Source organism: Campylobacter showae CSUNSWCD, from assembly GCF_000313615.1.
In the GTDB taxonomy this organism is placed as follows: Bacteria; Campylobacterota; Campylobacteria; order Campylobacterales; family Campylobacteraceae; genus Campylobacter_A; species Campylobacter_A showae_A.
Genome location: NZ_AMZQ01000016.1, coordinates 1 through 23,441, shown reverse-complemented (window position 1 = coordinate 23,441; position 23,441 = coordinate 1). Strand labels below are relative to the sequence as shown.

Below are 23,441 nucleotides of genomic sequence, written 5' to 3'. Positions count from 1 at the left end.
TTCCTAACTTTTAACCATTATATCAAGTTTGCGCAAAGATAACGACATATAGCTCATTTGCTCGTCGCGCCCGTAAATTTCAAAGCCGAATTTGCGGTATAGCGCGATCGCTTTTTCGTTTTCGTTGTAGGCGCACGATTTTAGCTCGGCGACTTTAAGCGTTTTGGCGGCGTATTCTACGATGGTTTGCATTAGGATTTTGCCTTTGCCTTTTAGCTGGGGATTTGTGTAAATGCCAAATTCGCAAGAGTCCGCTTCTATATCCACGAAATCTATCACGCCGATGTAGCAGCTATCTTCTTTTACTAAAAAATACCTTTTCGTTTCGTCGTTTTTCAAATTTGAGATAAAGTTTCTGTGCTCTTGCTCGCTCACGCTTTTGTTTTTCATGTATTTTGCGACTCGCTCGTCGTTTCGCCAACGCAAAATCATCAAAATTTGCTCGTCCGTTAGATCGGTGAAATTTATAAGCTCAATCATATCTCGTCCGCCTCGTAGATCTCGCGCCCGTTTGCCGCTAGCCACTGCGCCATTTCGTTTTGATTATCTGCGACGCGCACGGCTTTAAATTTAGCACCCAAAACCAGCGCTTCATTTACGAGCGAGCTAGCCGAAATCACTAAAATTTCGCTCTCGTTCATCAGTCGCGCGACCTCGTTTGAGTTTATAAATAGGCTAAAATTTGGCTCGCTATCCGCCAAATTTTGCAAATTTGCCAAATTTGCGTTTGCGCTCGTCGTGATAGCCGCTACTTTTTTGTTTTTAACGAGCAAATTTGAGGCGATTTTGGCGGTCAAATTTAGCGAGTCAGTGCCGCCTAGCGCGATGAGGTAATTAAATTTTTTCTTGCGTTTGATTTTTGCTTCGTTATAAAACTCGCTCCTAACTAGCGGCGAAAATATCAGCTCGCAGTTTGCGGGCGCTAGATTTGCGTATTTTTGGGGCTGGGCGTAGATATTTACGTTTAGCAAGTAGTCGCAAAAGTGCTCTTTGTAGTTGTCGTCAAAGCTTAAAATTTGGACGTTTGTTTGCTCTTTGATTAGCTTTTCGTCCGCCGCGTTAATGCCGTAATGATCGATCACTAAAAGCTCAAATTTATGCTCTTTTATCAAATTTACTAGTTCATTTATATCCGCGCTTTTTAGCGTAAAAACGGGGTAGGGTATCTCGCCTGCTAGGCTGCCCGGCAGGTCGATACAAGCAAAGCTAATGTCTTTAAAATTTTGCGCCAAGATAAGATCGCGTCTAACGTGTCCGTGCCCGATTTTTGAGCCGCTATCGGCGCGTATGAGGGTTTTTAGGTTTGAGATTTTGTCAAAATTCATCGAGTTTTTCCGCCAAATTTAAAATTCTAAGCGTCAAACACACGGCGGCGATGAGGTAAACGGCGCCCGCCGCGGCGAAAAATATAATCTGAAGCTCGTTTAAACCGCGGTAGCTAACCGCCAGATAAAAAATGTGCAAGATCCCCGCAACCGCAAAGATCTGCATGAGCGTTCTAGCTACCGATATTTTGGCTTTTATGTAATCTTTTTGCATTTTTCCTCAGCGGTAATTTATCCGGTAAAGCTTTTGCGCAAACTCGAAATCCTCGGGCGTATCGATGTCGCAGACCAAATTTCGCGGCAGTAAAAACGCCCTTGAATGCGGCGCAAAGATCGGTTTTTTATCCAGCCACGCCTCGCGCCTACCGAAATAAAACGCGCCCGCATCGTGATAAGCTCGCTCTAAATCCTGCGAGCGAGTTAGCGCAAACTGCGGGTAAAACATACTCACTGCGCCGTCCTCGCCAAGCCTGATCGCGCGCTGGATCGGGAAGTCAAACTCGGTCGCGGAAAATAAAAACTCGCATTCCGCTTCCTCAAATTTGCCGTAAGCCTCGCGTAAAATTTCGCCCGTGATGAGCGGTGCCGTCGCGTATAGGCAGCAAACGTGAGCGTATCCGCCGCCTAGCCTTCTCGCCGCGTCCGCTACGGCGTCGCTACTGGTGGCGTAGTCGTCGCTCAGCGCGGCGTCTCTCACAAACGGAACTTGCGCGCCAAATTTAACTGCGACGTCCGCGATCTCGGCGTCATCGGTGCTAACGATCACTCGCTCAAAAACGCCCGAATTTAGCGCCGCTTCGATGCTGTAGGCTATCAGCGGTTTGCCTAAAAAATCCTTAACGTTTTTGCGCGGTATGCGCTTGCTGCCGCCGCGAGCCGGGATGACGCAAAGGGCGCGGTTTTGGTTGTCTCTCATCAAATTTACCGCCTAAACCCTGCAGCCTTGCGGCGTATCAAAGCTCTTTAAAACCTCAAAAAGCGCGTCCGCGACGAAATTTGCGTCCTCTAGGCTCATACACTGATGGCACGGGATGCTAAGCTCGGCCGCGTAAAAATCCTCGGCGCTAGGAACCCAGATATCGCCGTAGCGCTCGCGGTAAAAGCTAAATTTATAAGTCGGCTTGTAGTGCACCTGCACGCCAATACCGCGCTCGTGAAGGGCGGCAAAGATGTCCTCTTTGGCGCACCAAAACTGTCGAAAGAGCAAAATCGGATAGAGGTGGCGCGAGCTAACGACGTCGTTAGGTAGCCTCACGGTGCTAAAATACGGATTTTTCTCAAATTTTTCGTCGTAAAATTTGGCGATTTTCTCGCGCTCCGCAATGGTTTCGTCTAGCCTTTTTAGCTGATTTAGCCCTAGTGCGCAGGCGACGTCTGGCAGGCGGTAGTTGTAGCCAAGTACGGTCTGGTCACTATCCCAGAGGCGTTTTTTAGCTATGCCGTGCGAGCGGTAGAGGCGTGCTAAGCGCGCGATCTCGTCGTCGTTAGTCGCTAACGCGCCGCCCTCAAAGGTCGTTAGCGGCTTAACGGGGTGAAAGCTAAAAATGCTAACGTCCGCTTTTGCGCCGACTTTGACGCCGCCTTGCGAGCTGCCAAGCGCGTGCGACGCGTCGTCGAGCACCTTTATGCCGCGCTGTTTGGCTAGTTTTAGGATGGCGTCTAAATTTACGGGATTGCCGCCGAAATCAACTGCGGTTATGACTTTGGTTTTAGGCGTGATGAGGCTTGTAAGCGCGTTTTCGTCGATATTTCCATCAAATTTAACGGGTGCAAATTTAACCTCCGCTCCCGCCATTAGCGCTGCATTTGCCGTCGCCGCAAACGTGATGGGCGTAGTTATCACCTCGTCTCCCTCTCGCACGCCTTGCGCTAGATATGCGACGTGAAGTGCGCTCGTCGCCGAGTTCATCGCTACGACGTGCTTTACGCCGACGTATTTTGCGATCGCCTGCTCAAATTCGCCGACCTTGTCGCCGCCCGTTAGGATATCGTCTTTTAGTGCACTCACGACGGCGGCGATGTCGGAGTCGGTGATTTGTTGTCTGCTGTAGGGTATCATTTTTGTCCTTTTTTGGCTTGTCTTTATTACGGCTCGTCTTTTTTGCTTATACTTCGTTAAAATCTCGCTCGCCTGCGGTCATTACCTATATGGTAACTCCCTTGTCTCACTCGATTTTGCCTCGTCTAAGCAAAAAATACTTTGCCTTACTTTTCTAAAGTTTCATATTTTGGTTTAAGTTTGTCCGCTAAAATTTCTAAATTTCGCCAAATTTATTTACTCGCTTCGATCATCTCCAAGAGTCCGTCTTTATCTAGCCAAATTTTATTTTTATCCGAGCTGTACTCGAAATTTTCCTCCACGAGATGCCCTTTTTCGCCTAGCGCGTTTATGCTAAAGTCGTCGTCTTTGCTCGTAAATTTGATCGACGGGCTGATTACGTAGTGGTCGTCAAACTCGTAGGTTAGGTGCGCGTCGTCCTTGCCGACCATGACCTCGTGCATCTTTTCGCCCGGACGGATGCCGATTATCTTTACGCCAAGATGTGGCGCCATGGAGCGAGCAAGCTCGATCATCGTCATCGAAGGGATTTTTGGGATGAAAATTTCGCCGCCCTTCATGCGCTCAAAGTTTTTAAGTACGAAATTTACGCCTTGTTCTAACGTGATCCAAAACCGCGTCATATCGGCATGCGTGATAGGTAGCTCTTTTACGCCTTCTGCGATCAACCTTTTAAACAACGGCACGACCGAGCCGCGCGAGCCCACGACGTTGCCGTATCTAACGACGCTAAAACGAGTTTTTTTGCTGCCCGCGATGTTGTTTGCCGCGACGAATAATTTATCGCTAGCAAGCTTGGTCGCGCCGTATAAATTTACCGGGTTGCACGCCTTATCAGTCGAGAGCGCGATGACCTTGCTCACGCCGCACTCTAGCGCCGCGTCGATGACGTTTTGGGCGCCATTGATGTTGGTTTTGATGCACTCCATCGGGTTGTATTCCGCGATAGGAACGTGCTTCATAGCTGCTGCATGGATGACGTAGTCGATGCCGTTCATCGCGGTCATCAGGCGCTTTTCGTCGCGTACGTCGCCGATGAAAAATCGCATGGCGGGGTCTTTAAAAACCTGTGCCATCTCGTATTGTTTTAGCTCGTCGCGAGAGTAGATGACTAGCCTTTTAGGTTTAAATTTGGAGAGTAAAATTTCGGTGTATTTTTTGCCGAATGACCCGGTGCCGCCGGTGATGAGAATGGATTTTCCGTTAAACATTTATTTTTGCCTTTCGCGGCTCGTTTTCGCCGTACGTCGTAAATTTTAAATTTATCTCGCCTAGCTAAAACGATTCGCCGTTTATTTAAATTTTATTCAGCCGGAGCAAAAACCGTGCCTTAAATTTGATTCAAAATCTAGCTCGTTAAATTTAATTGGAGCGTAGTATTTTGAGATGATTTTTGGGGTTGCGCAGATAAAATTTAGCGTAGGCTGGACAAGTGGTCCGCCGAGCTAAATTTTAGCCAGCTCCGCTTCTTGCAAAGCAGTGAGCGAAGCGCAACTGAAAAAGCACTCAAAAGACAAGCTTTTATTTCAAAATCCTAGGCAGGGTTATGCCTTCTTGCGCCTGATACTTGCCCTTTTTATCGGCATACGTCACTTCGCACGGCTCGTCGCCCTCGATAAACAGCACCTGCGCGATGCCTTCGTTCGCGTAAATTTTAGCCGGCAGCGGCGTCGTGTTTGAAATTTCTATCGTGATGTGCCCCTTAAATCCCGGCTCAAAAGGCGTGACGTTTACGATGATACCGCAGCGAGCATAGGTGCTTTTGCCCAGGCAGATGGCTAGCACGTTATCTGGCATATTAAAATACTCGATCGTGCGCGCTAGAGCGAATGAATTTGGCGGGACGATGCACACGTCGCCTTTAAAGTCCACTACGTTTTTTTCGTCGAAATTCTTTGGATCGACCACGGTGCCGCCGATGTTCGTAAAGATTTTAAACTCATCGCCCACGCGGATATCGTAGCCGTAACTGGACACTCCGTAGCTAACCACGCCGCGTCCGACCTGCTCCTCGGCAAACGGCACTATCATCGCCTTTTCGTGCGACATTTTGCGTATCCAGGCGTCAGATTTTAGCCCCATTTTTTACCTTTATTTTAAATTTAAGCGATTATAACATAATTTAAATTTACGTAAAATTTGAGTGCCGTTTTGCGCTAAAATTTATCAAATTTGAATACGTTATCAGCAAATCTTCTTATTTTTTATAATTAATCTTTAAATTAAAGCTCAGTATAATAATGCATTTTAAATTCTCTTAAATGAAAGGAAAATAATGCATTCAAACACGTCGCGTAAATTTGCAAATTTACGCAGTAACAAGGGCTCAAATTTGCCTCTTTCGGCGCTTACCTGCTTGCTGTTAGCCGCAAGCGGAGCTTATGCTTACACCGAGGCCGGCGTTTCCGGAAACACTTCTAGCTGGGAGAGCGCGGAGTATAAAAAAGACTGGGGACTAGTCTCCATGAACGCCTCCACGGCTTACGCGCTAGGCTTTAACGGTAGCGGAATAAAGATCGGCGTCATGGACTCTGGCGTACTTTTGAGCCACCCGGAGTTTCAAGACGGTAGGATTCATACAGTAAAAACGATCGGTAACTATAGCAAAAACGGCATGAGATACCCCGATGCCGCACTAGGAAACGGCCCGATAGATAAAAATCAGCCAGTAAAAGATGGCAAGCGAAATTTTAATAAAAACGACAACGGCGTGTTTAAAAAAGGCGAAGCTTTTAACGGCGACGGTAGTTGGGTAAGGGGTGTAAACGACGCTCACGGCACCCACGTGGGCGGTACGATGGCGGCTAGTAGAGACGGTAGCGGTATGCACGGCGTGGCGTTTGGCGCACAACTATACTCCGCAAATACCGGCGGCAACGATAATATGACGTATGGACCAAACCAAGACTACAACTATTTTTTAAAAGGCTACACTGCCTTGGCCGACGCGGGCGCGAAAGTGATAAACAACAGCTGGGGTTCTAATAGGCGCGTAAATTCGTCTTTTGCGGGTGCGCTGGGATATAAGCCTACTTATGACTGGAGGGCTGTGCCTGAATACGACGTGGAGTTTTACGACGTGACGGTAGCCAATCAAACTACCGCAGCAAAAGACCATATAAATTTAAAAGATATGAACGAGGCCAAAAAGGCTTATTATCAGTTCGTAACTAGCGGTGAAAAAAGCTTTTTAGATGCAGCTTACGAAGTAGCGGTAAAAAGAGGGGTTATCCAGGTATTTACGGCTGGAAATAGAAGCCTAATGGCCGAATCTTTCACTCGCGCGGCATTGCCTTATTTTAGACCGGACGCCGAGGACTACTGGATCAACGTCACGGGTCAAACCGGCGCGGATGGCTATCCTAACGACTCTAGCGCGTATATAAGAGGCTATAAAGCATCCTCGGATATCCAGGAATTTAACCTTGCCGGACACTCGAAGTGGTGGACGATCGCCGCGCCGTCCTCGGGGATTTATTCCGCGTACGTCGAGCTTACCGACAATGCAACATACGGCAAGGCTATATATAAATCATCGGGCGGTACTTCTATGGCCGCTCCTCACGTTAGCGGAGCCTTGGGAGTCATAATGCAGCGCTATCCGTATATGAGCATGCCTCAGATTAGAGAAACGATGCTGACTACGGCTAGACAAAGGACGCTAAGGGCCGGTCACGGTGCAGGCGGCATGCTAGAGCGTTGGGGTAGCGACGGCGAGGGCGTACCTAGTAACGTCTGGGGCTGGGGTATACTTGACCTTGGTAAAGCGATGTTTGGTCCTGGGCAGTTCTTAGGAAACTTCGACATTACGATGAATCAAAACGATATCTGGACAAATAACATCTCAGACGTCGCTATCAAATTTAGAAAAACCGAGGATGATAGCGATGCTGCGGCTTGGGCGGCTAGAAAAGCGGCTCTCAACGCTAAGTCAAATTTGAGCGCGGAAGAAAAAGCCGAGATGACCTTTGAAACCGCAAGAGAGCAGGCTAGAGCTGCAAGAGTGGCGGAGGGCTATGAAGGCTCGCTAACTAAAAGAGGAGACGGCGCTTTGACTCTTGCTGGAGATAATAGCTTTACTGGAGCGGTAAATATATACGGCGGTAAAATCTCGGCTCTAAATCAATCAATCTCTTCTTCAAGAAGCATAAACGTCCATAACGGCGGCGAATTTGAAGTTTTAAACGCTCTTACTTACCAAACTCCAAGCGCGGGCGGTTTCGTGAGCACGACCAAGGCAAGCGACGCTACGCAAGTTAATGCCGTTATAAACGCGGGCGGCGCATTTGTGGTTAACGACGGCGCTCATAATCTAAATTTAACCTTTAAAGAGGGCTCTTTATTAAAGGCTGCATTGCTATCAAACGCCGAGCTTGCAAATTTGGCGGCAAATCCGACTCTAAAGAAAACCATAAACGCAAGCGGAAACTTCGCGGGCGTAAATTTAGCTAAGGTCGAGGATAGCTATGCGTTCTTTAAAACCGCTAAAGAAACTGTTAGCGGCTCAAATTTGGCTCTTTCTTTGCAAAAAGGCAAAAGCATGGAGGAGGTAGCCTCTACTAGCGCCGAGAAGTCGTTTGCTAGATTGGTCGAGGCAAATCCTAGTAGCGCTATTTATTCGTCTATGCTCGGAGCGGATCGTAACACGGCGGCGGCATACTTTGGCGCTTTTTCAAACGATCTAGACTTTAAAGCGCAAAATAACTCCGCTATAGACTCGTTTATGCTCGCAAATTCGGTTAAAAACAAAAACGGAGCTAAAAGAGCCGATATCGACACGGGAGTCGAGCTTTGGTTGCTTAGCAGCGCAAGCAGGGTGACTTCTGATAATAGCGCCGGCGGCAGACTAGGCACGAATGCATTTACGAATTTAGTAGGCGTCGATTTTCTAGTGGGAGATAGCTCAAAAGCGGGCGTATTCGTAGGGCTTGGCAAAACAAACCACAAGCTAGGTGATAGCAAAGCGGTAAAAAGCAAAGACGCGCATGCCGGTATATACGGCGACATAGGACTTGATCCTATCAAAATCAGCCTAGGCGCTATCTACTCAAAATTTGATCAAGAAAAAAGAGTCGTTAACTCATACGCTCCTTTGGCCTATGAGTATAAAGACGCCGATGCGTCAGCTATCAGCGCATTTGCCCAGATCGCCTATACGGGACTAAGCTATGAAAACGGCTTTAGTTTAGAGCCTTATGCGGGGCTAACCTATATCCATTCTAAAAACGACGACGTAGCAAATTCTTTAGTGCAGGTTAAAAACGAGGATAGAGACTTGCAAGTAGCAAGCGTAGGCATAAAACCTAGTATAGCATTTACCATGGACGGCGTAGGCTTAATCGCAAAAGCCGATATAGCATACAACCGCTTCCTCGGCGACAAAACTCCGAGCGCTCATATGAACGTTACAGGCCTTGGCGCAACTAAACTAGAGGGTGAAAAGCTAAAAGATCTAGCCACTACCGAGCTTGGTATCGAGGCTGCATTTACCAGAAATTTTAGAGTCGGCCTTAGCTATGTTGGAGCATACGACAGCAACGTAAAATCAAACGGCGTAAACGCCAAATTTAGTTGGGCGTTTTAATCTTTTGGATTAAAAGCTTAAATTTGCCTAGAGCGAGCTAAATTTACCTAGCTCGCTACGGGTTTAAATTTGACTTTGTAAATTTGCCGCATTTTGGAGATAGAAATTCGTCTCGAAAATGCGGCTTAGAAAATTAAGCGGATAGATACGACTTGCGCCGCTACTTGTAAGATCTCTTAACGTCTACTTCGATATTTTAGTAATTGCGCCTTAAAAAACTACAAATGCAGTTTGGTAAAGCAAGAGAAATCGTGATTAGCGTTCCCGTTAACAGGCAAGAAACCGACCGCGGAACGGCCGGATGGGTAATGTTAGTAGCCTTTTTCATTTAGCTCTCTATAGCTATCACAACCCAACTGAAGTCCTAGATCGCAGGCTTTGCCGTAGTACTCTTTTGCAGTAGAAAAATTCTGTCTTACGCCTTGACCATATTTGTATAAAATTCCTAAACTGTTGCAGCCCAAAGCCTCTCCCCCATCACAAGCTTTTTGAAACAACTGGGCTGCTTTTTGATAATCTTGCCTTACCCCTTTGCCTTCTGCATATAAAGCTCCTAAACCGCCGCAACTCAAAGCATTTTCCTCGTCACAAGCCTTCTGCCATAACTGGACTGCCTTTTGATAATCCTCTTTTACGCCCTGGCCGTTTGCATATAAAAATCCTAAATCATTGCAACCCTCGGCAATTCCCCCATCACAAGCTTTTTGATAAAACTGAGCTGCCTTTTGGTAGTCCTGTCCTACTCCTTTACCATCTCTATACAACTCTCCTAAGCCGTTACAACCCAAAGCCTCTCCGCCGTCGCAAGCCTTCTGCCATAGCTGGGCTGCCTTTTGATAATCTTGCCTTACCCCTTTGCCTTCTGCATATAAAGCTCCTAAACCGCCGCAACCCAAAGCATTTTCCTCATCACAAGCCTTCTGCCATAACTGGGCTGCTTTTTGGTAGTCGCCCTGATTATAAGCTTCTGCTCCTAGCTTCGTAAGATTTTCGGAAAATCCAACGGAAAATAAAACGACGAGTAAAACAAAAACTCTTTTCATCTCTACTCCTTTATATATAAAATATTTAAATTGTATTTTGTCTTTTTTGGGCTTAGATTGTTATTAATTATGGCTCAAGATAAGTTAAGTGGATTTTAGTTGAAATGCTACAAACAAGAACGCGGTTTTATTGTAACTTATTGCTCCTTGTTTGGCATTAAATTTCATAGCATGAAGTATGATCGCTAAGGTTAAATTTGAAAAACTCGGTTTATTATTTTGTGCAGTTATAAATAATACCTAAATCTTTTTCTTATACTTTAAATATGATTTATCTAAAAAATTTAATAAATAATAAGCTTTACGGGGGTACAATTTCATTTAACAAAATACCTTCAAAAGGAGCAAAAATGAAAATCAAGTCTTTGGCGCTTATGCTTTTGGGCGTTAGCGCTTATGCGCATTTTGGTATGGTCGTGCCGTCAAATTCGACCGTAGATGACGAGAAAGAGGCAAATTTGCAGATTACTTACAAATTTACCCATCCTTTTGAGGGCGATATGATGAACCTGGTCCTTCCAAACGAGGCGGGCGTTTTCGTAAACGGTAAAAAAGAGGCGATAAAAGATCTAAAAGAGCTTAAAGAGGATAAATTTAGCTACTTTACGGCTAGCTACGACGTAAAAGAGCCCGGCATTTATCAGTTTTATATGGATCCAAAGCCCTATTTCGAGCCTGCAGAGGATAAATTTATAAGGCATATAACAAAAACCGTCGTCGACGCCTACGGCTACGGCGAAGGCTGGGATAAACCGGCTGGACTAAAAGCCGAGATAGTGCCGCTAACGCGTCCGTATGGGCTTTATAAGGGAAATTTGTTCTCAGGTGTGGTTTATTATAAAGGAAAACCCGCTAAAAACGTAACCGTTGAGGTAGAGTACTATAACGCTAAAGGGTTAAAAGCTCCGTCCGATGCGCACGTAACGCAGGTCGTAAACACTAACGAGCAGGGCGAATTTAGCTTTGCGATGCCGCTTGAGGGCTGGTGGGGATTTGCCGCGCTGATAGACGACGATCAAAAGATAAAACACGAGGGCAAAGAGTATCCAGTGGAGCTTGGAGCCGTTATCTGGGTGCAAACTAAAGAGTATAAATAAATGCACATCAGCGAAGGCGTTTTAAAACCCGAAATCATCGTGCCTTGCTCGGCCGTTTGCGTCGTTTTGGTCTCAAGCTTGATTTACAAGCTAAAAACGAGCGAGATACCCAAGGTAGCGGCCGTCAGCGCGATGTTTTTTATGGCGTCCTTTATCCACGTGCCCATCGGCGTCACGTCGATACATCTCGTGCTAAGCGGCCTTGCGGGGGCGTTTTTGGGCGCAAATGCCGTTTTGGCTATTTTTATCGCGCTGTTTTTTCAGGCCTTGCTTTTTGGTTACGGCGGACTGAGTGCGCTTGGCGTAAATTTGCTCATTATCGCTTCTCCGGCGCTTCTTAGCCCATATCTTTTAAAGCTATCTTTTAAGCGATATAGATCGTTTTTCTGGTTTTTGATAGGGTTTTTGCCTATACTTTGCTCTTCGGTTTTGCTCTCCTTGACGCTTGTTTTAAATGGCAAAGAGTTTGCGCCCGTGGCCGCGCTTGTTTTTACTTCAAATTTAGCCCTTATGGCGCTTGAGGGGATTATCTCGCTTTTTGCGCTTTCTTTTATTTATAGAGTTAAAAAGGATCTTTTGATTTGCTAAAAATATTTTTGATTATGCTTTTTGCAAGCATCCTAAACGCGCACTCCCTAAAAGGCTTTGCAAAGCAAGATGGCGAATTTATCGAGATAAAAAGCTATTTTTATGGAAATTCTCCTTGTAAAAACTGCCCAGTATCTTTTATAAAAGACGGCGCCCAGATAGGAGGCGCGCAAACAGATGAAAACGGCTTTGCTAGAGCTAAAATCCCTGCTGATGAATTTGAGATCCTGATCGACGGCGGACTAGCGCACGAAAAAAGGATCAAATTTACTGCAAACAAAGACGAGCTAAAAAGCGCCGAAAGTAACGCATCAAGCGATGCCTCAAATGTTAAATTTGACGAAAGCGAGGAGGATTTTGGGGCTTATGCGCTTAAATTTATCCTTGCGTTTTTGGGAATCGGGCTGTTTTTCGGCGGAATTTATCTGGTAAAAAGAGGCAAATGAACCTATCCGTTTTGCTCGTTTGCTTTACTTTTTTTAGCTTCAAAGTCTCGCTTTCAAGCGCTACGGATGCCGTTTTCATCGCGCCCGTGCTTTTTTTGGCGATTTTAAATTTTAAAAATCTTTTTGAAATTTTAAAATCCGTTTTAAAACTAAATATTTTTATAATCTTAGTCGTCTTAAGCCTCGTTCTTTACGGAGAGTACGCGCTTGCAAAGCTGATATTTATAAGGTCGAATTTGATCATACTTTTTGGGCGGCTGGCTTTTTATAGGAGCGATTATTTTAGTATCGCGCTTGCCGTTTCGTCGCTAAATTTGGGCGACAAGCTGACGGCGATTTTTTATTTTAGCGCCAAATTTACGGCCGATCTTAAAACGATATTTGCGAGGCTAAAAAAGACTCTAAAAGTTCGGGGATTTGAGCCTAAAGCCTCGCTTTTTACCTACAAAATTTACGCAAATTTAGTCGCTATGCTTTTTTTAGAGGCGTTTTATAAGGCGAGCGTTCTTGAAAAAACCTTTGTTTGCAGGGGATTTGACGGCAAGCTTTTCGGGGATAAAAGCCTCAAAATAGGCGCGAAGGACGCCGCGATAATCGCCTTAACGGCGTGTTGTTATATTTTTAGTTTAGGAGTCACGATATGAGCTGCACGATAAGCCTAAAAAACGTCTGCGCTAAAATAGGCGAAAGAACGCTATTTGAAAATCTAAATTTAAACGCGACGCACAAGGATAAAATCGCCCTCATAGGCCCAAACGGCTGCGGTAAAAGCACCTTGCTTGAGATAATGGCGGGGCTTAAATCGCCCTCTTTGGGCTATATCGAGCTTTTTCATCATAAAATTTCAAATTTAGACGAGTACAAGCCGTTTCGCCACGACGTGGGCTATCTTTTTCAAGAAAGCAACGATTGCTTCATCTGCCCTAGCGTACTTGATGACGTGATGTTTTCGCTACTTAGCCGCGGTGAGGACGAGGACGGTTCTAGCGCAAAAACAGAGGAAATTTTACGCGAGCTTGAAATTTGGCATCTAAAAGACGAGATCGTTTTTAATCTCTCGGGAGGCGAGAAAAAGCTCGTCGCGCTAGCTGGGATACTGGTGGCTAAGCCTAAAATTTTACTACTTGACGAGCCTACGACCGCGCTTGATGCGCAGATGCAAGCAAGGATAGCCGCTATCTTAAAATCCCTCGACGTCACACAGATAATCGTATCTCACGACAAGGAATTTATAAGCGATGTAGCAAGCGCGATGTACCGTCTAACCAAAAACGGACTAGAGCCGATATAAAATATTTTTATTTATACTTTTTTAAAAAAGCTCCGAAAATAGCAAAATTTATCAATGTATAATGATATATTTCATAAAATTACTAAATTTTATTACAAAGGAGAATTTTATGAAAAAATTACTACTTATTTCTGTTGCGGCCGCGGTTGCCTTTGGTGGCGAAAATTTGCTCGTGGGTGCCGGCGGCGGATACAAAAAACCGGTCACTGAAGTGATAGAAAATCTCAAAAAAGACGGCGTGCAGATCGAAGGCGCGTTTGCAAATTTAGGCCAAATCACTATCCAAGCAAAAGAGGGCAAGATGGCGGCGATAGTTGGCGACGAGGCATTTTTAATGAAAACGGATCTGGACATAAAAGGCTATGAGCGCATCGGCAAGGGCGCTTTGGTGCTAGTTACGCCAAAAGGCAAGCAGATAAAAGACGTATCTGAGCTAAAAAATCTCGCTAAAATCGCGATGCCGGACTCTAAAAAAGCGATCTATGGCGTTAGGACGACGGAGTTTTTGAAAAACTCGGGACTAGAGGCCGATCTAGCGCCTAAGATGCTACCGGTCGCGGGCGTACCGCAAGTGGTCGCCTACGTCACGAATGGCGAAGTGGACGCGGGTTTTATCAACTCGACCGAAGCGGTGGCTAGAGAGGGCGAGTTTGGCAGCGTGATTTACATCGACGAGGCGCTTTATAGCCCCGTTTTTATCTCGGCGGCAAAGCTTGCTGCGTGCGAAGGTAACGAGGCGTGCGCTAAATTTATAGACGAGATAAAAACCCCTCGCTCGAAGGAAATTTTCGCTAAATACGGGCTAAAGTAATTTAAATCGCCGGCTTTTGACTCGGCCGAATTACCTTCAAATTTGACGTAAAATTTGCGTCAAATTTGATTTAAACGCTAAAATTTGCTCGCTAAATTTAACTCAAACGAAAAGCAAAATTTAACGAAAAAAGGAAAAATTTGCACGAACTCGCCTGGCTTATTCACCCGCTGCTTTTAAGCGCCAAAACGCTAGCCGTAACCTTTGTGCTGCTTCTATTTTTGGGGCTTGGCGCGGCTTATTTTTTGGCGTTTTACCGCGGCAAATTTAAGGCTGTCTTAGAAGCGGTCGTGATGTTTCCGCTCATTTTTCCGCCAATCGCTACGGGATTTTTGCTGCTTTATATCTTGGGGCGAAACGGCGTGATCGGCAAGGCGTTAAATTTACAGATCGTTTTTAGCTTTTCAGCACTTGTTATCGCTTCGTTTTTAGCGGGCTTGCCGCTGTTTGTAAAGCCTGTCCAAAGTGCGCTTGAAAGCCTTCCCAAAAGCCTAATCGAAGCGGGTCAAAGCCTAGGCAAAAATCGCTTTGAGATCGCCGTTTTTATCCTTATTCCAAACGTCTTTAAAAGCGTCATTTCGGCGCTCGTTTTGGCTCTGGCTCGCGGCCTTGGCGAGGTCGGTATCACGCTGATGCTAGGCGGAAATATCGTAGGCAAAACCGACACCGTTTCGCTAGCGATTTATAACGCGGTTTACGACGGCGAAAACGGCCACGCGCTCATTTTGAGCGTGATTTTGGTCGTGCTTAGCTTGGTGCTTTTTGGATTTATAAATTTTCTCGAGCGAGCTAAAAAATAGACTAGCGTCGTAAATTTGCCATTTTAAACGTTTAAAGCGGCGAATGCCTAAATTTACCCCGATCGTAAAAATAAAATACGGCTTTACGAGTATAAATTCATTATTTTTTTGCTACAATAAGAAGTTTTGAACTTTAACTATTTAGGAGAAATTTCTATGAAAAAAGAAGACATAAAAGAGCTGATCGAGTTTTTTAACGAGATGGACATGAACCGCATAAAGATAAAAAGCGGGGATTTTGAGGTCGAGCTTGAAAAATTCGCCGACTGCTGCGAGCTGCCAAAGCCCGTCGTCCAAGCTCCAGCTCCGACTCCGACTCCAGTAAATGTTGTGGTAAGCTCAGAGGTCAAAGCTCCTGCTAATTCTCCAAAAGACAGCATAAAATCGCCTATGGTCGGTACTTTCTACGCTGCTCCAAGCCCAGGCGCTGCACCATTTGTAAAAGCAGGCCAAAGAGTGAGAAAAGGCGATGTAGTGGGCATTATCGAAGCTATGAAGATCATGAACGAGATCGAGGCTGAATTTGACTGCCAGATCACTGAGATGCTAGTCTCTGACGGTCAGCCGGTCGAGTTTGGATTGCCGTTATTTGGCGTGGAGAAAATTTGATGGAAATAAAAAGAATTTTAATCGCAAATCGCGGCGAAATCGCGCTGCGAGCCTTGCGAACGATAAAGGAAATGGGCAAAGAAGCCGTCGTGGTCTATTCCACGGCCGATAAAGACGCGCTCTACGTCAAATACGCCGACGTTGCGATCTGTATCGGCAAGGAGCGCTCAAGCGACAGCTACCTAAATATCGCCGCTATCATCAGCGCGGCCGAAATCAGCGAAGCCGACGCGATATTTCCGGGCTACGGATTTTTAAGCGAAAATCAAAATTTCGTCGAAATTTGCTCGCATCACAAGCTAAAATTTATCGGACCTAGCGTAGCCGCGATGGCTTTGATGAGTGATAAAAGTAAGGCAAAACAGGTCATGCAAAGAGCTGGTGTGCCAGTCATCCCTGGCTCAGACGGCGCAGTGGCTGACACAAAAGCAGCAAAAGAGCTAGCTAAAAAGATCGGCTATCCTGTCATACTAAAAGCTGCTGCAGGTGGCGGCGGACGTGGTATGCGCGTGGTTGAAAAAGAGGCTGATTTAGAAAAAGCATTTTGGTCGGCTGAGAGCGAGGCGATGAGTGCATTTGGTGATGGCACAATGTATATGGAAAAATATATCTTAAACCCACGCCACATCGAGGTTCAAATCATCGGCGACAGTCATGGCAACGTGCTTCATATAGGTGAAAGAGACTGCTCTATGCAGCGCCGCCATCAAAAGCTTATCGAAGAGAGCCCAGCTATCTTGCTTGATGAAAAAACAAGAGAGAGGCTGCACGAAACTGCCATAAAAGCAGCAAAAGCGATCGGCTACGAGGGAGCTGGTACGTTTGAGTTTTTGGTTGATAAAAATTTAGACTTTTACTTCATCGAGATGAACACAAGGCTTCAAGTCGAGCACACAGTGAGCGAAATGGTAAGCGGTCTTGACATCATCGAGCTAATGATAAAAGTGGCTGAGGGCGAAAAGCTGCCGTCACAAAAGAGCATCGAGCTAAAAGGTCATGCGATCGAATGCAGGATTACAGCCGAGGATCCAAACACCTTTACTCCGTGCCCCGGCAAGATCACAAAGTACGTCTGCCCAGGCGGCCGAAACGTGCGCATGGATAGCCACATCTATCAGGACTACTCGATCCCGCCGTACTACGACAGCATGATCGGCAAGCTCATCGTCTGGGATACCGATAGAAACAGAGCCATCCACAAGATGAAGGTCACGCTCGAGCAGCTCATCATCGGCGGCATCAAGACCACGCGCGATTTTCACATCGCGATGATGGAAAACCAAGACTTCATCGACAACAACTACGATACCAACTACCTCTCTCGCCGATAAATTTGCGGCGAGGGTTGCCTTGTTTTGCAGCTTTAAGCGGCTGCAAGCAAGGCTATCTAACTTTAAATTTATCACTATGGCGATAAAATTTTACTCAAAGCTTTTTGACGAGTGATTTGATTAGTAGCCGCGGCATTTGTCTTTTGCGTTATTTTAAAACTTGTCCGTAAGTTTTGTTTGCCGTGCTTGCGGTAGTATCTTTTAAATTTGCGCATTTAAACCGCAAATCTTGCGTCTTTGCTTGCGATATTCAAATTTACATAAATGGTCGATTTTTGAAATGTATTTTGGATTTTAGGCGAGTAATGCGGATAAGTTTTTTCGTGGTTGAAAATAACGTAAATTTAAAATCGAATTCGTCGGATATATATTTTAAAATTCGCTACGCTACGATGCTATGCGGGCTTGGGTTACCAAGTGTAAATTTCGCTCCCAAAAAGCCCTTGCACTTTGCTTGTTGCTCGACGCAAACAGCGCCGGCTTTCTATTTTGGTCTATAAAAATTAGCAACTTTTTGTCTAAACCAAGGCGCATTTTTAAATTTAGCCTCGCTTTTTGGCTCTCTCTGCACTTTGTCACGCTTTTTTGCTCATGGTCATTTGCGCGCCTGCCTAAAGAGCTTTCTGTATGCAGCGCACACAAGGTGCGACGAAGCTCGGAGCTAGATGATTTTATCAGCATTAGGCGACGGTTTTCTCTCTTTGGCTATTTTTATCGCACCGCGTAATGGTTTGGTATTGGCTGCGGGTCGGCTCAGCAGAGTATCCGAGCATAAGATCCACGCAGCCGTTTGCGGTAAAATATCTCCTCATCAAACGGATCAGGCAATGTGTGCGGTGGCGTCAGATATAGCTTTTAAGGTCGCGTTAGTTATCAAAATTTAGCTCTAATTTTTGGATTTGAAGCCGAATTTTGGACGATAAAATTCGGCTTAATTTCTGGTGATTTTACTTAAGAGACAAAAACGAGTTTGGAATCAAATTTTATCGACTATTTATATAAAAATGCGAGTAAATTTGCCACACATCCGGTATCGGTAAAAATTTAAATTTTACCGCATATCACGAGTAGCAACCAAATCAAGATAAAATATCAAATTTTACGCGCTCGTTTTCCTCCGCAAGGTCGGTAAAAACGGCGATTAGATCGTCCGCGTAGCCCCCTAGCGCACTAAGAGCGGCGCGGTTTTTTAGATTTATCTGCGTTGCTTCGTTTATCTCACCCAGAGCGTCGTAAAGCGCGTCGAGGTTTTTCACATCCGGATCAAGGCCGAATTTTCGCGCTAGATACTCAAAGGCCGCCGTTTCCTCGCGCATTTTTGCGCCGTTTAGAGTTATGGTTTTCACTGCTGTCTCCGCTCATAAAGTAGATAAAAGTTCTCATAATGATCGGGCGTGTAGTAGATCAGCCCGTCGCTAGAAAACACTATACGCTCGGCTCCGCGTCGCCCTCCGCGGTATCCGATATCGCACTCAAACCACTTGCGCCCGTCGGCATTGGGCAGCTTTTTTTCTCTATTTGAAAAGCGGTCGCCGCCGATGCTTTTTTTATCCGTGACTTGCCATAGATTGCCGCTTTTAGCGTCCCATCCGAGCGCGATCGCATCTTTTTTGGTGATAAAGTTTCGCGGCAACTCGCCGAATCTATAAATATACGCCGCAACCTCGTCTTTTGAGGTGTAGATGCCGTCTTTTACGATGTTTGCGGTCGGTACGGCGGCTACGTTTTTGTTTGCGCCGTTTCCTCTAAATTCGCTTTGCGGCTGATTTTGTTTCGGGGCGGCCGAGTTATCCGGGATGATAAATTTAAACAGCGCCGCGAGCAGCAAAACGGCCAGCGGTAAGATGATGTTTCTAATGAGTTGTTTGTTCAAAAAATGCCTTTTGGAATAAATTTGAAGCGCTTGCTTCGGGGTTAAATTTGCCGTCAAATTTGTGCGGACAAAATCCAAATTTAATAACTTAGCGCCGTAAAGACTAGAGTAAATTTGCGTCAAATTTGACTAGACAAAAGCCGAATCTAACCGCATAGATCGCAGTCAAATTCGGCTAAATTTACGGCAAAAAGCTAAATTTGCCGTCCGAGTTCGTCAAATTTAAAGCGTATTAAACACCCTATCGCCCGCGTCGCCAAGACCCGGTACGATGTAGTTTTTCTCATTTAGTCGCTCGTCGATCGCAGCCGTATAGACCTCGACGTCCGGGTAAACTTCGCTAAAGCGCTTTAGCCCTTCTGGAGCGGCGATGATGGAGATAAATTTGATCTGCTTTATGCCGTTTTCGCGTAAAAATTTAACCGCGTCGATAGCCGTACCGCCGGTAGCAAACATCGGGTCGATGATGATGGCTAGGCGATTTTTAGCGTCGCGAGGCAGTTTAGCGTAGAAAAACTCCGCCTCCGCGGTCTTTTCGTTTCGCTGAAAGCCCAAAAAGCCCACGCTAGCGTCTGGAATAATCGTAAATACGCTATCAAGCATGCCCAGCGCCGCTCGCAAAATCGGGCAAATCATCACCTTTGTCGCGAGCTTTTTGGCTTGGGCCTGGGCGACCGGGGTCTGCACGCTCACGTCGCGCAGCGCCAGATCCCTAGTCGCCTCAAATATCATCAGGTGGCTGATCTCGTCCACGAGCATCCTAAACTGAAACGGCTCGGTGTTTTTATCCCTTAAAATCGCTAGTTTGTGCTCGATGAGCGGGTGAGAGATGAGCCTGACGTTTTTCATTTACAGACCCTTTGCTAGCTTTTCTGCGTAGGCTTTTACATCAAAATCCTTCACCCTAGCTACGCCGTCGTCGACCGCAGCCTGCGCTACCGCAGGAGCTACCGCTGTTAGGACGCGTTTGTCAAACGGTTTTGGTATGATGTAGTCTTTGCCGAATTTTAGCTCTTTTACGCCAAACGCCTCGCAAACCTCCGCAGGCACGGGCTCTTTAGCCAAATTTGCAAGCGCGCGCGCCGCAGCCATTTTCATATTTTCGGTGATTTTTTTAGCCCTGACGTCTAGCGCTCCGCGAAATATAAACGGAAAGCCAAGAACGTTATTTACTTGGTTTGGATAGTCGCTGCGGCCGGTACCCATCATCACGTCGTTTCGCACGCTAGCGACGTCTTCTGGGAAGATCTCCGGAGTCGGGTTAGCAAGCGCGAAAATAATCGGCTCGTCGTTCATCGACGCAACCATTTCTTTAGTTACGACGCCTGGTTTTGATAGGCCTAGGAACATATCCGCGCCCTTCATCGCGTCCGCTAGCGTTCTATCTGCGGTTTCTAGGGCAAATTCTAGCTTTTCCGGAGTTAGATCGGTGCGACCTTTGTGGATCACGCCTTTGCTATCTACCATCACGATGTGTTTTGCGCCCAGAGCCTTGTACATCTTCGCGCATGCGATGCCCGCCGCGCCCGCGCCGCTAACTACGATTTTGATTTTAGAGATGTCTTTGCCCGAAATTTCCATCGCGTTTATTATGCCCGCGCTTGTTATCATCGCCGTGCCGTGCTGATCGTCGTGCATGACCGGGATATCGACTGCTTCTTGTAGCTTGCGCTCGATCTCAAAGCACTTTGGAGCGCGGATATCTTCTAAATTTATACCGCCGAAAGTTGGAGAGAGCGCTTTGCAAATTTCTACGATCTTATCGGGATCATGCTCGTCTAGCTCGATGTCAAAGGCATCTACGTTTGCAAATTTTTTAAACAAAACCGCTTTGCCTTCCATTACCGGCTTGCCCGCTACCGCGCCGATATCGCCTAGGCCTAGCACGGCCGTGCCGTCGGTGATGACGGCTACTAAATTTGCTTTGTTGGTGTATTTGTAGGCTAGTTCGTTGTCGGCCTCGATCTGCTTGCACGGTACCGCGACGCCCGGCGTATACGCCATAGATAGGTCTCTAGCCGTCGCGCATGGAGTTTTTACTTTTATCTCTATCTTGCCGCCCTCGTGATACGCGAGCGCCTCTTCGTTAGTTACGTGTGTCATTTGTTCTCCTTTAAAATATTTTTTATTCGTTTTTTCGTCTCGTCCGCGCCCAAAACCTCGAGCACCTCAAATATCCCCGGGCTTACGCTATTTCCAGTTAGCGCAACGCGAAGCGCCTGAGCTAAGTCTTTTAGCTTTAAGCCGTTTGCTTCTAAAAATTTACCCGTCATCTCCTCGTAGCCCTTGGCGTCTAAATTTTCGCCTAAAATTTCGGCAAATTTAGCCAAATTTTCCTTGCTTTCGGGCGTGATAAATTTAGCGTAGGCTTTCTCGTCGTATGCGCTTGGAGCGTTTATGATCGTCCTTGCGCTTTGGCTCATTTCAACTAGCGTTTTTGAACGTTCGCGCAATGAATTTAACAGCACCTCGCCCTTTGGCATCGCTTTAAAATCTATCTCAAATTCAAGCATCTCGCTTGCTAGCCTCTCGTACGGCAGCGTCTTGATATAGTGGGCGTTTAGCCACTCTAGCTTGCTTGCGTTATAGGTGCTTGAGCTCTTGTTTATATCGTGCGGATCGAAGTACTTTAGCATATCGTCCATACCGAAAATTTCGTCGTTTCCGTGGCTCCAGCCTAGGCGCACGAGGAAATTTAAAAGAGCCTCAGGCAGATAACCCATGCGCTTATACTCCATCACGTCGGTCGCGCCGTGGCGTTTGCTCAGTTTGCTACCGTCCTCGCCGTTTATCATCGCGACGTGATAAAATTTCGGCGCCTTAAAACCAAGCGCATCGTAAAGTACGATTTGCTTCGGAGTATTTGATAAATGATCGTCGCCGCGGATGACGTCGGTTACGCCCATTAGCGCGTCATCTATCACGACCGTGAAGTTATAGGTAGGCGTGCCGTCAGAGCGCGCGATGATAAAATCATCTAGGATATCCTCGACTCTAAATTTAACCTCGCCTTTGATGCCGTCGTCGATCACGATCTCGCCGCTTAGAGGCGCTTTGATACGGATAACGGGCTCGACTCCCGCAGGCGGAGTGCCTGTAAATTCGCGGTAGCGATTGTCGTATTTGGGCCTCTCTTTTCTCGCTTCTTGCTCGGCGCGCAGAGCATCTAGCTCGTCCTTGCTCATGTAGCATTTGTAGGCTTTGCCCTCGGCTAACAGCTTTTGTACATACTCTTTATACACGTCAAATCTACGCGACTGATACGTCACCTCGCCGTCGTGATCCAGTCCGCACCAGGCAAAGGCCTCTTTTATCGCTTGCGTGGCCTCTTCGGAGTTGCGTTTTAGGTCGGTATCTTCGATGCGCAGCAGAAATTTGCCGCCGTTTGCTCTAGCGTATAAGTAGTTATAAAGCGCCGTCCTAAGCCCGCCGATGTGCAAATATCCGGTCGGAGAGGGGGCAAATCTAGTTACTATTTGTGAATTTTGCATTAAATTTTTACCTTTATAGCTTGCGCTTAAATTTAAAATGTTATAATGCTCAAATTATATTTACTTTAGACTTAAACAAAGGTTTTATATGTTAAAAAAGATCTCATTCGCCGCGTTTTTTCTCAGTTTTTGTATGGCTAACGCGAGCCAGATCTCAAACGGCATAGCCGTCATCATCGAAAACGAACCCATCACCGTAAACGAAGTGCGCAAAGCCGCCGCGCAGCTGCAAACAAACGAAGCAAACGCGCTAAATTTACTGATCCGCGATAGGCTCGAAACCGCGCAGATCAAAAACCTAAAAATCGAAGCCAGCGACTATGAGCTAAATCAAAGGTTGCAAAAGATCGCAAGCGAGAGTGGTATGAGCGCCTCAGATCTACGCTCGGCCGTGCTATCAAAGGGCGGCGACTACTCGCAGTTTAAAGACGACGTCGCAAAAAGCATAAAACAAGAAAAGCTATATCAAAGCATTTTTGCTGAGGCTAAAATCAACATCTCGGAAAACGCCGCAAGGGCGTATTTCGAGCAAAATCGCGACCTTTTTGCGCACTTTACCGACGTGAGCGTGACTAGATATGTGGCGCCCTCGATGCAGCTTTTAGAGGCTGCTAGACACAGCTCTCCGATGAACGCCAACCACAGCGTGCACATGGATGTCCTGAATCTAAAAAGCGAGCAGATCCCGCCTCAACTACGAACGATATTTCAGCAGACCCCGGACGGCACTTTTACTCAGATTTTCCAGACTCCCGAGGGGTTTGAGATGTTTTACGTAGCGTCTAAAAAGGGGCAAACGATGCCTGAATTTGACGAGGTCAGAGACGAGGCGATGAACGCGCTTTATAAACTCGAGCAAGACCGCGTCATAGGCGAATACTTCAACAAGCTCCGCGCCAAAGCCAATGTCAAATATCTACGCTAAACTCAAATTTGAACGCAAATTTAAGCCGATTTGATTCGGCTTAAATTCTTTTATTTTCGGTCAAATTTGACCGATTTTTCTTTAAATTTAGCTACTTGTCCGCCAAACCCGCACCTTCGCGGCGTAAATTTATCTCCAAACGATATCAAGTTTAATCTCACGAAGTCA

The 23,441-nt window shown here is 46.2% G+C and carries 25 protein-coding genes; 12 read left to right on the top strand and 13 right to left on the bottom strand.

Translation table 11 applies throughout. The annotated features are described in order from the left end of the window. Window positions 1-3 precede the first annotated feature (3 nt). The 7 genes from pseH to dcd all read right to left on the bottom strand — a co-directional run bounded on the left by pseH (window position 4) and on the right by dcd (window position 5,466). Complete coding sequence (gene pseH / locus CSUNSWCD_RS09955) at window positions 4-480, bottom strand: UDP-4-amino-4,6-dideoxy-N-acetyl-beta-L-altrosamine N-acetyltransferase (RefSeq protein ID WP_009496882.1); 477 nt, start codon at window positions 478-480, stop codon at window positions 4-6. Beyond that, window positions 477-1,325: a UDP-2,4-diacetamido-2,4,6-trideoxy-beta-L-altropyranose hydrolase gene (gene pseG / locus CSUNSWCD_RS09950; protein ID WP_009496880.1), complete on the bottom strand. Its 849-nt coding sequence runs from the start codon at window positions 1,323-1,325 to the stop codon at window positions 477-479. Before pseG ends, pseH begins: the two co-directional genes overlap by 4 nt. Beyond that, window positions 1,315-1,539, bottom strand: coding sequence for a hypothetical protein (locus CSUNSWCD_RS09945; RefSeq protein ID WP_009496878.1), 225 nt, complete (start codon window positions 1,537-1,539; stop codon window positions 1,315-1,317). Before CSUNSWCD_RS09945 ends, pseG begins: the two co-directional genes overlap by 11 nt. Before the next feature lie 6 nt (window positions 1,540-1,545). Further along, window positions 1,546-2,241, bottom strand: coding sequence for a pseudaminic acid cytidylyltransferase (gene pseF / locus CSUNSWCD_RS09940; protein WP_009496876.1), 696 nt, complete (start codon window positions 2,239-2,241; stop codon window positions 1,546-1,548). A gap of 12 nt (window positions 2,242-2,253) precedes the next feature. Then, window positions 2,254-3,384: a UDP-4-amino-4,6-dideoxy-N-acetyl-beta-L-altrosamine transaminase gene (gene pseC, locus CSUNSWCD_RS09935; protein ID WP_009496874.1), complete on the bottom strand. Its 1,131-nt coding sequence runs from the start codon at window positions 3,382-3,384 to the stop codon at window positions 2,254-2,256. Between the two features lie 212 nt (window positions 3,385-3,596). After that, complete coding sequence (gene pseB, locus CSUNSWCD_RS09930) at window positions 3,597-4,595, bottom strand: UDP-N-acetylglucosamine 4,6-dehydratase (inverting) (RefSeq protein WP_009496872.1); 999 nt, start codon at window positions 4,593-4,595, stop codon at window positions 3,597-3,599. Between the two features lie 310 nt (window positions 4,596-4,905). Continuing rightward, window positions 4,906-5,466: a dCTP deaminase gene (gene dcd, locus CSUNSWCD_RS09925; RefSeq protein ID WP_002948812.1), complete on the bottom strand. Its 561-nt coding sequence runs from the start codon at window positions 5,464-5,466 to the stop codon at window positions 4,906-4,908. Between the two features lie 193 nt (window positions 5,467-5,659). Here dcd and CSUNSWCD_RS09920 point away from each other — a divergent pair, with 193 nt between their 5' ends. Continuing rightward, a complete protein-coding gene (locus CSUNSWCD_RS09920) occupies window positions 5,660-8,968 on the top strand; it encodes a S8 family serine peptidase (RefSeq protein WP_009496867.1) in 3,309 nt (1,102 codons plus the stop codon). A gap of 311 nt (window positions 8,969-9,279) precedes the next feature. On the opposite strand, the gene CSUNSWCD_RS09915 is transcribed toward CSUNSWCD_RS09920, so the two are convergent. Beyond that, entirely contained in the window at window positions 9,280-10,011 is a 732-nt protein-coding gene (locus tag CSUNSWCD_RS09915; RefSeq protein WP_009496865.1) for a tetratricopeptide repeat protein, read from the bottom strand. Between the two features lie 350 nt (window positions 10,012-10,361). On the opposite strand from CSUNSWCD_RS09915, the gene CSUNSWCD_RS09910 reads away from it, so the two are divergent. The 10 genes from CSUNSWCD_RS09910 to CSUNSWCD_RS09860 all read left to right on the top strand — a co-directional run bounded on the left by CSUNSWCD_RS09910 (window position 10,362) and on the right by CSUNSWCD_RS09860 (window position 17,868). Then, entirely contained in the window at window positions 10,362-11,108 is a 747-nt protein-coding gene (locus CSUNSWCD_RS09910) for a DUF4198 domain-containing protein (protein ID WP_009496863.1), read from the top strand. After that, window positions 11,109-11,696, top strand: a complete 588-nt coding sequence (gene cbiM / locus CSUNSWCD_RS09905) for a cobalt transporter CbiM (protein WP_009496861.1) — start codon at window positions 11,109-11,111, stop codon at window positions 11,694-11,696. After that, entirely contained in the window at window positions 11,690-12,142 is a 453-nt protein-coding gene (locus tag CSUNSWCD_RS09900; RefSeq protein ID WP_009496859.1) for a hypothetical protein, read from the top strand. Before cbiM ends, CSUNSWCD_RS09900 begins: the two co-directional genes overlap by 7 nt. Then, on the top strand, window positions 12,139-12,786 hold the full coding sequence (locus tag CSUNSWCD_RS09895; protein ID WP_009496857.1) for an energy-coupling factor transporter transmembrane component T family protein: 648 nt from the start codon (window positions 12,139-12,141) through the stop codon (window positions 12,784-12,786). The genes CSUNSWCD_RS09900 and CSUNSWCD_RS09895 overlap by 4 nt, the downstream gene beginning before the upstream one ends. Next, window positions 12,783-13,433, top strand: a complete 651-nt coding sequence (locus tag CSUNSWCD_RS09890; RefSeq protein ID WP_009496855.1) for an energy-coupling factor ABC transporter ATP-binding protein — start codon at window positions 12,783-12,785, stop codon at window positions 13,431-13,433. The genes CSUNSWCD_RS09895 and CSUNSWCD_RS09890 overlap by 4 nt, the downstream gene beginning before the upstream one ends. 109 nt (window positions 13,434-13,542) lie before the next feature. Beyond that, complete coding sequence (gene modA / locus CSUNSWCD_RS09885; RefSeq protein WP_009496853.1) at window positions 13,543-14,244, top strand: molybdate ABC transporter substrate-binding protein; 702 nt, start codon at window positions 13,543-13,545, stop codon at window positions 14,242-14,244. A 140-nt stretch (window positions 14,245-14,384) separates the two neighbouring features. Then, window positions 14,385-15,044, top strand: a complete 660-nt coding sequence (locus CSUNSWCD_RS09880) for a molybdate ABC transporter permease subunit (RefSeq protein WP_009496851.1) — start codon at window positions 14,385-14,387, stop codon at window positions 15,042-15,044. 156 nt (window positions 15,045-15,200) lie between these two features. Beyond that, entirely contained in the window at window positions 15,201-15,653 is a 453-nt protein-coding gene (gene accB / locus CSUNSWCD_RS09875) for an acetyl-CoA carboxylase biotin carboxyl carrier protein (protein WP_009496849.1), read from the top strand. Then, a complete protein-coding gene (locus CSUNSWCD_RS09870; protein WP_009496847.1) occupies window positions 15,653-16,984 on the top strand; it encodes an acetyl-CoA carboxylase biotin carboxylase subunit in 1,332 nt (443 codons plus the stop codon). The genes accB and CSUNSWCD_RS09870 overlap by 1 nt, the downstream gene beginning before the upstream one ends. A gap of 665 nt (window positions 16,985-17,649) precedes the next feature. Continuing rightward, a complete protein-coding gene (locus CSUNSWCD_RS09860) occupies window positions 17,650-17,868 on the top strand; it encodes a hypothetical protein (protein WP_034964829.1) in 219 nt (72 codons plus the stop codon). 195 nt (window positions 17,869-18,063) lie between these two features. Here the strand turns inward: CSUNSWCD_RS09860 and CSUNSWCD_RS09855 are convergent, their stop codons facing one another. The 5 genes from CSUNSWCD_RS09855 to gltX all read right to left on the bottom strand — a co-directional run bounded on the left by CSUNSWCD_RS09855 (window position 18,064) and on the right by gltX (window position 22,348). Then, on the bottom strand, window positions 18,064-18,330 hold the full coding sequence (locus CSUNSWCD_RS09855) for a barstar family protein (protein ID WP_009496839.1): 267 nt from the start codon (window positions 18,328-18,330) through the stop codon (window positions 18,064-18,066). Continuing rightward, window positions 18,327-18,857, bottom strand: coding sequence for a ribonuclease domain-containing protein (locus tag CSUNSWCD_RS09850; RefSeq protein ID WP_034964827.1), 531 nt, complete (start codon window positions 18,855-18,857; stop codon window positions 18,327-18,329). The genes CSUNSWCD_RS09855 and CSUNSWCD_RS09850 overlap by 4 nt, the downstream gene beginning before the upstream one ends. Before the next feature lie 222 nt (window positions 18,858-19,079). Further along, complete coding sequence (upp, locus tag CSUNSWCD_RS09845; protein WP_002948924.1) at window positions 19,080-19,706, bottom strand: uracil phosphoribosyltransferase; 627 nt, start codon at window positions 19,704-19,706, stop codon at window positions 19,080-19,082. Further along, complete coding sequence (locus CSUNSWCD_RS09840) at window positions 19,707-20,960, bottom strand: malic enzyme-like NAD(P)-binding protein (protein WP_009496835.1); 1,254 nt, start codon at window positions 20,958-20,960, stop codon at window positions 19,707-19,709. It abuts the gene before it with no gap. After that, a complete protein-coding gene (gltX, locus tag CSUNSWCD_RS09835; protein ID WP_009496833.1) occupies window positions 20,957-22,348 on the bottom strand; it encodes a glutamate--tRNA ligase in 1,392 nt (463 codons plus the stop codon). The genes CSUNSWCD_RS09840 and gltX overlap by 4 nt, the downstream gene beginning before the upstream one ends. A gap of 88 nt (window positions 22,349-22,436) precedes the next feature. On the opposite strand from gltX, the gene CSUNSWCD_RS09830 reads away from it, so the two are divergent. Beyond that, entirely contained in the window at window positions 22,437-23,273 is an 837-nt protein-coding gene (locus tag CSUNSWCD_RS09830; protein ID WP_009496831.1) for a peptidylprolyl isomerase, read from the top strand. Window positions 23,274-23,441 lie beyond the last annotated feature (168 nt).